At 36.3% G+C, this 12,163-nt stretch carries 12 protein-coding genes; 9 read left to right on the plus strand and 3 right to left on the minus strand.

From position 1 onward, the window contains the following. The 6 genes from ABIQ28_RS08860 to ABIQ28_RS08885 form a co-directional block, all read left to right on the plus strand. On the plus strand, positions 1-359 hold a 359-nt coding region (locus ABIQ28_RS08860), incomplete at its 5' end, for an iron chelate uptake ABC transporter family permease subunit (protein WP_348036528.1). A 54-nt stretch (positions 360-413) separates the two neighbouring features. Continuing rightward, complete coding sequence (locus ABIQ28_RS08865) at positions 414-1,208, plus strand: ABC transporter ATP-binding protein (RefSeq protein WP_348036529.1); 795 nt, start codon at positions 414-416, stop codon at positions 1,206-1,208. A 223-nt stretch (positions 1,209-1,431) separates the two neighbouring features. After that, entirely contained in the window at positions 1,432-2,763 is a 1,332-nt protein-coding gene (gene rmuC / locus ABIQ28_RS08870) for a DNA recombination protein RmuC (protein ID WP_348036530.1), read from the plus strand. Continuing rightward, positions 2,753-3,319: an acyl-CoA thioesterase gene (locus tag ABIQ28_RS08875; protein ID WP_348036531.1), complete on the plus strand. Its 567-nt coding sequence runs from the start codon at positions 2,753-2,755 to the stop codon at positions 3,317-3,319. The genes rmuC and ABIQ28_RS08875 overlap by 11 nt, the downstream gene beginning before the upstream one ends. Before the next feature lie 137 nt (positions 3,320-3,456). After that, complete coding sequence (locus ABIQ28_RS08880) at positions 3,457-4,077, plus strand: SatD family protein (RefSeq protein ID WP_348036532.1); 621 nt, start codon at positions 3,457-3,459, stop codon at positions 4,075-4,077. Continuing rightward, positions 4,071-4,784 carry a DUF3307 domain-containing protein gene (locus ABIQ28_RS08885; RefSeq protein ID WP_348036533.1) on the plus strand — a complete coding sequence of 238 codons (714 nt, stop codon included), beginning with the start codon at positions 4,071-4,073 and terminating at the stop codon, positions 4,782-4,784. Before ABIQ28_RS08880 ends, ABIQ28_RS08885 begins: the two co-directional genes overlap by 7 nt. Before the next feature lie 98 nt (positions 4,785-4,882). Here ABIQ28_RS08885 and carB read toward each other — a convergent pair whose 3' ends face one another. Together carB and rpmH are read right to left on the minus strand one after the other, a co-directional pair. Further along, positions 4,883-7,735, minus strand: a complete 2,853-nt coding sequence (gene carB, locus ABIQ28_RS08890; protein WP_348036534.1) for a carbamoyl-phosphate synthase large subunit — start codon at positions 7,733-7,735, stop codon at positions 4,883-4,885. Positions 7,736-7,833: 98 nt separating this feature from the next. Further along, positions 7,834-7,995 carry a 50S ribosomal protein L34 gene (gene rpmH / locus ABIQ28_RS08895; protein ID WP_163515395.1) on the minus strand — a complete coding sequence of 54 codons (162 nt, stop codon included), beginning with the start codon at positions 7,993-7,995 and terminating at the stop codon, positions 7,834-7,836. A 263-nt stretch (positions 7,996-8,258) separates the two neighbouring features. Here rpmH and ABIQ28_RS08900 point away from each other — a divergent pair, with 263 nt between their 5' ends. The 3 genes from ABIQ28_RS08900 (at position 8,259) to ABIQ28_RS08910 (ending at position 10,910) form a co-directional block, all read left to right on the plus strand. Continuing rightward, positions 8,259-9,134, plus strand: coding sequence for a DUF6263 family protein (locus ABIQ28_RS08900; protein ID WP_348036535.1), 876 nt, complete (start codon positions 8,259-8,261; stop codon positions 9,132-9,134). Positions 9,135-9,136: 2 nt separating this feature from the next. After that, on the plus strand, positions 9,137-9,700 hold the full coding sequence (locus ABIQ28_RS08905) for a DUF2892 domain-containing protein (protein ID WP_348036536.1): 564 nt from the start codon (positions 9,137-9,139) through the stop codon (positions 9,698-9,700). A 517-nt stretch (positions 9,701-10,217) separates the two neighbouring features. Further along, positions 10,218-10,910 carry a hypothetical protein gene (locus tag ABIQ28_RS08910; RefSeq protein WP_348036537.1) on the plus strand — a complete coding sequence of 231 codons (693 nt, stop codon included), beginning with the start codon at positions 10,218-10,220 and terminating at the stop codon, positions 10,908-10,910. A gap of 14 nt (positions 10,911-10,924) precedes the next feature. Here ABIQ28_RS08910 and cls read toward each other — a convergent pair. Then, positions 10,925-12,163, minus strand: a 1,239-nt coding sequence (cls, locus tag ABIQ28_RS08915) for a cardiolipin synthase (protein ID WP_348036538.1), incomplete at its 5' end; no start/stop codon positions are given.

A 12,163-nucleotide genomic window follows, 5' to 3' on the forward strand; every position in this document is an offset into this window, starting at 1 on the left:
ACACCTTGTTATTGGGTGAAAATTATGCAAAAAGCTTAGGGCTCAACTTGAAACAAATACGACTTGTCATCATCATTGCCACCAGTTTATTGGCAGGGACAATCACTGCTTTCGCAGGACCAATTGCGTTTATTGGTCTCGCCATTCCACATATGACACGTCAAATTTTTTATACTTCAAACCATAAAACACTATTGCCAGCTGTATTTTTATTGGGCGCGATTGTGATGCTTATTTGTGATAGTATTGCGCAATTGCCTGGTAGTGATTATACGCTTCCTATTAACGCTATAACATCATTAGTTGGGGCGCCAGTGGTCATTTGGTTATTGGTAAGGAAGCGGAAGATGTTTTTTTAGGAAAAGAACTTAGATAATAGAATATAGATATTAGACAAAAAAATTCGTGAATTAGTGGCTACAGAACAGCAACATATCGTCCTTGAAACCAAAAACCTTTCCATTGGATACACTTCCAAAAAGAAAATAAATAAGGTGGCGAGTGCTATCAACATTGTTTTACAAAAAGGACAGCTTGTGAGTTTAGTGGGTGCTAACGGTATAGGAAAATCAACACTTTTACGAACCTTGACCAATGTTCAAAAACCATTGGAAGGAGATATTTACATCAACTCGAAATCGTTACTGGAATATGAACCCGTAGAATTGGCAAAACAATTAAGTCTTGTACTTACAGAACCCATTGCCTCCAAAAATCTATCAGTTTTTGAACTGGTGGCTTTAGGACGACAACCTTACACCAATTGGGTTGGGAATTTATCTCAAGATGATATGGACATCACAAATAAAGCCTTGCAACAAACCAATATTGAAGCATTAAAATCCATAAAATGTTATGAATTAAGTGACGGCCAACTTCAAAAAGTAATGATTGCACGCGCTTTAGCTCAAGATACGGATCTGATTATTTTAGATGAACCAACGACACATTTGGATATGTACCATAAAGCTTATATTTTAAAATTATTACAAAAATTGGCTAAGGAAACAGGTAAAACTATTTTATTTTCTTCGCATGAAATCGACTTGGCCATTCAATTATGTGACAACATGATTGTAATGACCAAAGATAAAGTCGTTTCAGGCCAACCTTGCCATCTTATCGAAAATGGAACCTTTAACACCTTGTTTCCAGAAGATTTAATAGTGTTTGATGAGACATCGGGATCGTTTAGAGTGAGGAAATAGGGTTCAGTGGGCAGTATTCAGTTGGCAGTTGGCAGTCGGTAGTAGGTAGAAATAAATATAAGACGAATTTCAATATGAAATCTTCATACTTCACACTTCCAGCTTCAGGCTCCGTGCTCCGTGCTTCCAACTTCATGCTTCATTCTTCAAGCTAGAATTTTCCATCATCGGTCATCAGTCATCGGTCAGAAAAAAATCTATCTTTGATAAAATTGACATTTAAATGAACGACAACATTATTCTTATTATCTCCATCCTTATTTCTGGCGGAATTGGCGTCTACATTGGCATTACCATCGCTCATCTGAAAAGTAAAGGTGAACAAAACAGATTGGAGGAACGCAGTGCTAATCTTCAGCAATTGCTTCAGGATTCAAAAATTCAGTATGAATCGGAGGTCAAAAAAATTGAGATCGATCGCGAAAATATCCGCAGGGAAAAAGAATTTTTAAATACCGAATTGACCCGTAAAAACGCGGACTTCGACAATCTCGCCATTAAAAACAAAGAACAAAAAGCTGAAGTTGAAAAACTGCAGGAAAAATTCACCGTAGAATTTGAAAATTTGGCCAATAAAATCCTCGATGAAAAATCCAGCAAATTTACCGTTCAAAATAAAGAGAACATTGATGCCATCTTAAAGCCTTTACAGGAAAAAATTCAACATTTTGAAAAGCGAGTTGAAGAAACCAATAAAGAAGATATCACCAGAAGTGCCGATTTACGTCGTCAGATTATAGGCCTAAAAGAGCTCAATGAGCAAATGAGCAAGGAAACCACCAACTTAACCAAAGCTTTAAAAGGCGATACGAAAATGCAGGGAAATTGGGGAGAATTGGTTTTGGAGCGTGTTTTGGAACGCAGTGGACTTCAAAAAGACAGCGAATATTTTGTACAGCAAAGTTTTACCACGGAAGAAGGCCGACGCGTTATGCCCGATGTGGTCATTTCTTTGCCTGGCGACAAAAAAATGATTGTAGATTCAAAAGTGTCCTTAGTGGCTTATGAGCGTTATATCAATGAAACTGATGAAATAGAACGCGCTATACATTTAAAAAATCATTTAGTATCGGTTAAACGACGAGTCAATGAGTTGGGCGAAAAAAACTACCACCAGCTTTATGACTTGGAAAGTCCCGATTTTGTATTGTTGTTTATCCCCATTGAATCGGCTTTTGCCATTGCATCTATGGAGTATCCTGCGCTTTATGGCGATGCCTTTGAGAAAAACATTATCATCGTCACACCTACGACTCTCCTCGCTGTTTTAAAAACCATTGATAGTATGTGGCAAAATGAAAATCAAAAAGCAAATGCTATAGAAATTGCAACCCACGCTGGACGTTTGTATGATTCTTTTGTGAATTTAACTGAAGAACTCATAAAACTGGGCAATCAAATAGGAACCGTTCAAAAATCCTATGAAGGTGCCATGGTTAAATTGACAGGACGAGGAAATCTAATTACTCGCGTAGAAAACCTGAAAGCACTTGGTGCCAAAGCAAGCAAACAACAAAACGAAAAACTTTTAAAACGTGCTATTGATGACGAATAATATACAAGACGAAACAAAATATAAAAAAGTAGAAGCCTCAAAAATCTTAATTTCAGAATTGATGCTGCCATCAAACTCTAACTTTAATGGAAAGATTCATGGCGGCTATATTCTTAATTTAATGGATCAAATAGCCTTTGCCTGCGCTTCAAAACATTCCAAAACCTATTGTGTTACGGCATCTGTAGATACGGTCGATTTTTTAAATCCAATCGAAATTGGTGAATTGGTAACTATGAAGGCATCCATCAATTATGTCGGCAACACGTCCATGGTAGTGGGTATTAGAGTTGAAGCTGAAAACATTAGAACTGGGAATATAAAACATTGTAATTCCTCCTATTTCACGATGGTAGCCAAAGACAACGATGGGAAATCGGTTGAAGTACCAGGCTTGATCTTGTGTACCAAAAATGAAATCAGACGTTTTTTGAAGTGCTTAAGTCGTTCTGAAGAAAAGGAATTGAGACGTAAGGAGTTTGAGAAAAAGGATTTTTCCCCAAATGATTATTTACATACTTTAGAAGCTTATAAAGTTAAGGTTAGTCTTCCATAATTTGGTTATCTCATAATTCCGCAATATATTTGATTATCACTTAATATCGTGATAATCCATTTTATCACTTTATAATGTGATAATTTTAATTATTATGTAATGAGACGATAATCGCAAGTATCATTAAAATGGTTATTATGACAAGTATATTGACAGGAGACATCATCAAATCGCGGTCTATCAAAAATTCCGAGATATGGCTATCGACTTTAAAAGCAGCCTTAACCATGTGTTCCCAAGATACTTCACTATGGGAAATATATAGAGGTGACAGCTTTCAATTAGAGATGAAAAACATTTCCGAAAGCCTTAAAGCAGCCCTATATATCAAGGCGTGTATAAAAACCATCAAAGGATTAGATGTCCGCATTGCCATCGGAATCGGCGAAAAAACCTTTAGCGGCAAAAGCATTGTAGAATCCAATGGTGAAGCCTTTCAGTTTTCTGGTGAGACCTTAGAGTATTTGAAAAAGGAAAAAGTCAATCTCAAAATCAAAACCACCAACGAACAGCTCAATCAAGAACTCAACCTTTATTTTAAATTAGCTTTAGCCATAATGGATAATTGGACCACAAATTCAGCTGAAATTGTGAAATTATACATGGAGCAACCAAACGCGCTTCAAGAGGAACTTGGCAAACATATAGGCATCAATCAAAATGCGGTAAGCAGCAGACAAAAACGCGCCCATTTAGACCTCATTATGCAGTTGGAACAACTTTACCGTCAAAAAACAATACAGTTACTGGCATGCTAATCATAAAGCTGATACTCGCACATCTCCTTGGGGATTTTTTCCTTCAGCCGATATCTTGGGTTAAGGAAAAGGAAAAAAATAAATTGAAGTCGCCAAAATTATATCTGCATGTACTGATCCATATCGGCTTATTATTTCTAATTCTCTGGGATGTCTCAAAATGGCCAATAATCCTAATCGTTGGTCTTTCACACTTCATTATTGATGCCTTAAAACTGATCGTTCAAAAGAAAAAAACAAAACGGTTATTCTTCTTTTTAGATCAGTTATTACATATTCTGGTCATCGTAGCCGTCTATTGGATATTTATAGGACAGATTGATGTTTTAGATAATATACTTAATGAGCGCAACCTCCTACTATTTACTTGTATTTTATTCTTGACCGTTCCGGTATCGATCATCATGAAGACCATCTTTTTAAAATGGGAAATTTCAAAGTTTACCGAAGGAAATGAATCATTAAAGGATGCAGGAAAGTATATTGGAATTTTAGAACGTGTCCTCGTATTTATTTTTGTGATTTTAGACCACTGGGAAGCTGTTGGGTTTTTGATAACCGCGAAGTCCGTATTCAGATTTGGAGATCTTAGAGAGTCCAAAGAACGCAAACTTACCGAATACATTTTGATTGGAACCCTGATCAGCTTTGGGATTGCTATTTTAATTGGGCTGCTATTTCTATATGGAATTCCAATGATAACATAAAAAAAACCACCAACAGTGATGTTGATGGTTTTCAAAAGTTTTTTTTTGTAAAATTAAACCGTCGATTCATTGAATTGAATGAATCGACAGTTTCATTCTTATTTACTCAAATACATCTTACGTCTGGCATACAGATTATAAAATTGATCATCTTTTAAGTTGTCAATAAACAAGATACTTTCGCCAGTACTTTTCATTTCTGGCCCGAGTTGCTTGTTTACGGTTGGGAATTTATTGAAAGAAAACACAGGTTGCTTAATGGCAAAACCTTCCAACTTCGGATTGAAATCAAAATCTGTGACCTTATTCTCTCCCAACATCACTTTTGTCGCGTAATTCACATAAGGTTCACCATAAGCTTTCGCAATAAACGGAACCGTTCTTGACGCTCTTGGATTAGCTTCAATGATATACACAATATCGTCCTTAATGGCGAATTGAATGTTGATCAATCCCACAGTATTTAATGCCAATGCAATTTTTTTAGTGTGATCTTTGATCTGCTGCAATACAAATTCGCCTAAGTTAAATGGTGGCAAGGTCGCATTACTATCGCCAGAGTGGACCCCACAAGGTTCAATATGCTCCATAATACCGATAATATATACGTTTTCTCCATCGCAAATGGCATCGGCTTCTGCTTCAATAGCACCATCTAAATAGCGATCCAAAAGCAACTTATTATCTGGCATTCTTCGTAATAAATTGACGACGTGCTCCTCCAATTCGTTTTTATTGATGACAATTTTCATGCCTTGACCTCCAAGAACATAGGAAGGACGCACCAAAATAGGGAAATCCAGCACATCAGCAATCGCTAAAGCTTCATCTGCATTGGTGGCAACATCAAATTCTGGATAAGGAATATCATTTTCTTTCAACAATTTTGAAAAACTACCTCTATCTTCTGCTAAGTCAAGGGACTTGAAAGTTGTTCCGATGATTTTAATGCCATAGCGATCCAGCTTTTCAGCAAGTTTCAATGCGGTTTGACCACCCAATTGCACAATCACGCCTTCTGGTTTTTCATGACGAATAATGTCATAAATATGCTCCCAATAGACCGGTTCAAAATAAAGTTTATCAGAAATATCAAAATCTGTGGAAACGGTTTCAGGATTACAGTTGATCATGATGGTTTCATAACCACATTCTGAAGCGGCCATAACACCATGCACACAACAATAATCGAACTCAATACCTTGCCCAATTCTGTTTGGTCCAGAACCTAATACGATGATCTTTTTCTTGTCCGATACGATACTCTCGTTCGCTGACATTCTGGTACCGTCCGCTAATTCTACATCATTTTCAAAAGTAGAATAATAATAAGGGGTTTGTGCTTTAAACTCGGCAGCGCAAGTATCCACCAATTTAAAAATACGATGGATATTAAGCTCATCTCGTTTTTTATAGACTTGACTTTCCAAACAATTCAACATGTGAGCTATTTGTCTGTCACCATAGCCTTTTTGCTTAGCTTCTAACAATAAATCATGCTCAATGGTATCAATAGTGAAGGTTGAAATTTCCTTTTCAAGATAATGCAATTCTTCATATTGTTTCAAGAACCACATGTCAATCTTAGTGATTTCATGGATGCGGCTCAACGGAATACCCATTTGGATGGCATCGTAAATCACAAATACACGATCCCAACTGGCATGTGTTAATTTGTCAATGATTTGATCATAATCCTTATATCCTTTTCCATCAGCCCCAAGTCCGTTACGTTTGATTTCTAAAGATTGAGTAGCTTTATGGAGCGCTTCCTGAAATGAACGCCCAATAGCCATAACTTCTACAACAGATTTCATTTGAAGTCCTAAAGTACGATCCGCACCCTCAAATTTATCAAAGTTCCAACGTGGAATCTTTACCACAACATAATCTAAAGTTGGCTCAAATAAGGCAGAAGTCGATTTTGTGATTTGGTTAGTTAATTCATCTAAATGATAACCGATAGCCAGTTTTGTAGCAATTTTAGCAATTGGATATCCGGTTGCTTTACTTGCCAAGGCTGAAGAACGCGAAACACGTGGATTGATTTCAATCGCAATAATTTCTTCCTTTTCATCGGCACTTACTGCAAATTGGACGTTACACCCACCTGCAAAATCTCCAATGCTGCGCATCATATGGATGGCCATATCACGCATACGCTGAAATGTGGTGTCCGACAAGGTCATCGCTGGCGCAACAGTAATGGAATCGCCTGTGTGGATCCCCATAGGGTCCATATTCTCGATGGTACAAATAATAACGACGTTATCATTTTTATCACGCAGCAACTCCAATTCATATTCCTTCCATCCAATCAAAGCTTTGTCAATCATCACTTCGTGGATAGGAGAAACCTCCAAACCACGTATCAGTAATTCATCAAACTGATCTTCTGTATGCACAAATGACGCACCTTCACCACCAAGTGTGAAAGAAGCTCTAATTACCAATGGAAAACCAAACTTCTGAGCAATCTCCTTACCTTCTAAATAAGAAGTTGCGGTAGCTTGAGGTGCCATAGGAATACCTATTTTGAACATTAACTCCTTAAATTTTTCCCTATCCTCAGTAATATTGATAGCATTAATGTCAACACCAATAAGTTTTACGCCAAAATCATCCCAGATGCCTTTTTCATCTGCCTCAATACATAAATTCAGTGCTGTTTGTCCACCCATAGTTGGTAAGACAGCATCAATTTGAGGATGTTCCTTTAAGATTTGGATGATTGATTTTGTAGTGAGTGGCAATAAATAAACATGATCAGCCATGGTAGGATCAGTCATGATAGTTGCCGGATTTGAATTGATGAGTACAGTTTCTATACCATCTTCACGAAGTGAGCGTAAGGCTTGGGTACCAGCATAATCGAACTCACAAGCTTGTCCGATAACGATTGGACCTGATCCGATAATAAGTACAGATTTAATGTTTTTGTCTTTAGGCATTTTGATGAATTTTGTGGTGCAAAAATAAATATGAATTAGGTACAAAAAAAGGCGTTACACCTAAGTAACACCTCTAATTTATTAACAATTGTTAATCATTATTTTTTATGTCTAGTTTCTGAAGATACAGATAGTTTTTTTCTTCCTTTAGCTCTTCTACGTGCAAGGACTTTTCTACCATTAGCAGAAGCCATTCTTTCTCTAAAACCGTGTTTGTTTACTCTCTTTCTTTTCGATGGTTGAAACGTTCTTTTGCTCATTGTCTTGTATCTTTAAAATAATCTTGAATAGTCTAAATAGTGTTTTGATTCTTTCCCCAAAACTGCGGGCAAATATACAAAGAGTTTTTACTTTGGCAAATCTAATTTTAAAATATTTTTTTAATTTTACCTATTACTATTCTAAGCCGAAAAATGACCTAAATAATATAATCTTATTATAGCTAATATCACAAAAATGGCAATGCCAACTTAAAAAAAATTAGTTTCTTTGTGCTTTGAAAATAGACACACCAATACGATTCATGAAGGCCTTTATCTTTTTGCTTGTTTTTCTTTCTTCCTTTGGGGTAAATGCTCAAAAAACGCTTCAATACGACCTTAAAGTAAATGACATTTTTAACGTTGAGCAGCAAGCATCACAACATATTACACAAGATATTAATGGGGTTGACCAAGTTATTGATAATAATTTAAAGAGCAGCATGCAATTTAAGGTGATTAAAGTGCAACAAGGGCTCATCACTTTGGAAATGACTTTTAAACACATGAAAATGACCATGAGCTCACCGTCGCTGGGCGAATTGCTCAATGCAGACACTTCCAATAAAGATGATGAAGACCTTACCTCAAAAATGTTCAAAGGCACTTTAAACATTCCGGTAACCATGACTATGGAAAGAACGGGGAAAATCAAGTCTATTTCTGGAGGCGAGAAACTAATTGCTTCCATGTTCAAGGCGGCAGGCATCACTGACGAAGCGGCCATTGAAGCAAATAGAGCACAATTTGAAAAACAATTTGGAAGTGATGCACTTTCGAACAGTTTTGAGCAAATGACTTATTTTTTACCGGCCAAATCCGTGAAAGCAGGAGACTCCTGGGAGAATGCTTATCAAGGGGATTTACAGGCGAAAAACAAATGGACTTTAGCAGCCTATAATTTTGACACCTATACCATTTCAGGAAATGCTAATACCACCATGTCCAATATTGATGAAAACGTCATGATGGTGCTTACCGGAACCCAAAAAACGACCATCAATGCCAACTCAAAAACAGGACTTTTCAAGGACATCACTGTTGAAGGGGTTTATATGGGAGACACACAAGTTACTGCTGGCGACCTGACCATACCGACAAAAATAACATCTACAATTACTTATAAAATTTTAAATTAACCATGTACAATAAAAACATAAAACTCGTTATAACAGCTTTAATGATAGCTTATGCTATTTATCTATTTACTGAAGGCTACATCGGCAATGGTATTATGATTATTTTGCTATCTACAATTTTTGTATTTCTATATTTTAAGAACGAATTTATCCTATTGGCGTTCTTAAGATTACGTAAACAAGATTTTGTCGGCGCTAAACGTTGGCTGGATAAAATTAAAAATCCATCGAGTGCTTTGGTTAAAAAGCAAGAAGGCTATTACAACTATCTTCACGGTATTATGGTGTCTCAAACCAATATGAATGAAGCTGAAAAATACTTCAAAAAAGCCTTAACCTTAGGCTTATCGATGGATCATGATATGGCCATGGCTAAACTTAATCTTTCTGGAATAGCATTTAGCAAGAGACGCCCACAAGAGGCTAAAATATTATTGAATGAAGCGCAGAAATTAGATAAGCGTAACATGTTGGCCGACCAAATTAAGATGATGAAGGATAGCATGAAAAAAGCACAAATGCCGAATCAGCATTATGGTGGGAACAGGCAAGGAAGACGTCGCTAAAAAGTAACGGCTCTTTTGTTTGTTGTTTGTTGTTTAAAAAGAAGTCTACTCTTTATTTATGACTTCATTTTTCAACTTCAATTTCGACTTCAATTTCGATTTCAACTTATTCAGCATTAAATTCCAACTACTTCTTTTATGAAGTTACATTTATTGTTGCACATGAAAAGTAATTATTCATGATCCAAAAGATCAATTGGATAATTCGAGGACTCTTATTCTGAAATATCGCGCTTATAATTGGCACCGTTCCAGAAGTAATTACTGATCACTTTAGTTTTGATGGATGATGGATAAAAACCCTGATGTGGTTAAGTGCCTGTGTATTTTATGGATTAAACATGAAACACATAAGACGTATAAAAACTTCAAAAAAATCGATTAAACAGAAATTTTATACAAAACAGTTTTTCTTTTGGAGATTAACAGTATTTTCAAGCCCTCATCGAGAAGTTTTGATTTTATCCCCAATAAAACATAACTTGCTCATCCTTAATAAAAAAACCTGCCTATGGTCATGAAAAAATTACTTGTAATTTTACTTTTTGCTTACCTCCCATTGCTCTATGCTCAAGAAGAAAAAGTGTATTTTGATGATGCACTAGCTTTACATTTAAGAAAATTCAATAACAAATCTGATTTGGCCATCAGAAATAGCATGCCCAATGAAGTGGATACGATTTTTAATTCACTTGTAAATAATCATTTAAAAAACACTTATGTTTCTGACCTGAAACTTAAGAAAGTATCAGGAGGCTATCTCCAAACAGATAAAATTGACAAACCTTTTTTGTTGATTACCAAAAACTCAGCTATCATTCAAACAAAAGAGGAAATCCAAACCATCAACACCATAGCCAACAATTACCAGGGTGTGGTGGAAATCATTGTGATTTATTGGGATAAGCTAAATATTGCCAAAAAGAATACCAAGGATTACAACAAAAATGTGACCGTGGTCTATGCGGATGAACGCTATAATAACTCCAACAGAGCGCTTTCGGTTTATAAACATTCTTTTGGCGTCCCCACTTGTTTTTATATCAATAAAGACAAACAGATTTTTGATATCGATCGAAAATTCTTTCTGAGAAACTTAAAGCCTGAAACGAAAGAACAGTTTGCCGAAAAGACTACTAAAGGAATTTCCGAGTTGCTGGCAAGTCACACCGATATCGCTGAGCATCCCATCCCAAAAGAGGATCGTTAAAACCTATTTTTACACTAAAGCAATGGTGCCCAAAGTCGGCAGTAGGACTCCTTAAACTTTTCTATCTTCGATCTGTTCAACCATCTTTCTTTATCGATGGCTTCACTATCGTTTAAATCCTCAAAGAAGTGGGATTTCAACTCCAAACTTTTCTCTTTATTATAGATAATCGCATTGATTTCAAAATTGATATTGAAACTTCTATAATCCATATTTGTCGTCCCAACTGTACAGAATACATCATCAACCACAATCGTTTTAGCATGGATAAAACCTTTGTAATACCTATAAATTTTTATGTTGGCATCTAATAAACATTCAATATAGGAATTGGTAGCGTGTTTTGTGGTCCAAGAATCAGATTCCTTTGGAATAAGCAATCTCACATCCACACCACTTTTGGAAGCCACTTGTAGCGCCGTAATAATCTGTTCGTTTGGAATGAAGTAAGGTGTTGTCAAATACACATATTTTTCTGCTGTAACAATAGCTGTAAAAATGACCTCCATAATATTTGCCCAGTCTGAATCTGGACCACTGGCAGCAATTTGTAGCGCAACACTCTCCTCGCATGCATCCTTTGGAAAGAAACTTTCTTCCAATTCAACCTTCTTGCCAGAAACAAACTCCCAAGTCATCAAAAAATGTATTTGCAGGGATTTTACAGCATCTCCGGTAATCCTCAGATGCGTATCTCTCCAATACGAATCAGACCCTTCATAATTGATATAAGTATCGGAAACATTGATGCCGCCGATGTAACCAATTTTACCGTCAATGATTACTATTTTACGATGGTTCCTGTAATTCATCTTGCCCGTAAATCCGGGGAAAAGGACAGGCATAAATGAATACCATTCCACCCCACTTTCGGTCATTCTATTTTTATTCTTTCTAGAAATGCTGCTGCCGACATCATCGATACTCAGACGTACTTGGACTCCTTCTTTAGCCTTATCACAAAGAATATCGATAACCTGTGTTCCTATCTTGTCATCACGCAAGATATAATACTCCATATGAATGTGTGTTTTCGCCTTTTTCAAATCGACCAAAAGCACCTTAAACTTATTTTCGCCATTCTTAATAATCTGAACATCATTATTAATCGTTAGAGGTGAATTGGCGCTACTGTGCAGCAACTTGACAAGTTTTATTTTTTCATCTAAAAGATCATCTTTTAATTCTTTAATCTCCCTCTTGTCTGGCGTAAGACGTGTGCTAACCTCTGCAATCATTTTTTGATTGAGAAG

The sequence above is a fragment of the Gelidibacter sp. genome (assembly GCF_039916245.1).
Taxonomy (GTDB): Bacteria; Bacteroidota; Bacteroidia; order Flavobacteriales; family Flavobacteriaceae; genus Gelidibacter.

Excerpts from the sequence above, each read along its gene's own strand:
- rmuC (WP_348036530.1), top strand. The coding sequence starts at position 1,432 with ATGAACGACAACATTATTCTTATTATCTCCATCCTTATTTCTGGCGGA.
- ABIQ28_RS08875 (WP_348036531.1), top strand. The coding sequence starts at position 2,753 with ATGACGAATAATATACAAGACGAAACAAAATATAAAAAAGTAGAAGCC.
- ABIQ28_RS08880 (WP_348036532.1), top strand. The coding sequence starts at position 3,457 with ATGACAAGTATATTGACAGGAGACATCATCAAATCGCGGTCTATCAAA.
- ABIQ28_RS08885 (WP_348036533.1), top strand. The coding sequence starts at position 4,071 with ATGCTAATCATAAAGCTGATACTCGCACATCTCCTTGGGGATTTTTTC.
- carB (WP_348036534.1), bottom strand. The coding sequence starts at position 7,735 with ATGCCTAAAGACAAAAACATTAAATCTGTACTTATTATCGGATCAGGT.
- rpmH (WP_163515395.1), bottom strand. The coding sequence starts at position 7,995 with ATGAGCAAAAGAACGTTTCAACCATCGAAAAGAAAGAGAGTAAACAAA.
- ABIQ28_RS08900 (WP_348036535.1), top strand. The coding sequence starts at position 8,259 with ATGAAGGCCTTTATCTTTTTGCTTGTTTTTCTTTCTTCCTTTGGGGTA.
- ABIQ28_RS08905 (WP_348036536.1), top strand. The coding sequence starts at position 9,137 with ATGTACAATAAAAACATAAAACTCGTTATAACAGCTTTAATGATAGCT.
- ABIQ28_RS08910 (WP_348036537.1), top strand. The coding sequence starts at position 10,218 with ATGAAAAAATTACTTGTAATTTTACTTTTTGCTTACCTCCCATTGCTC.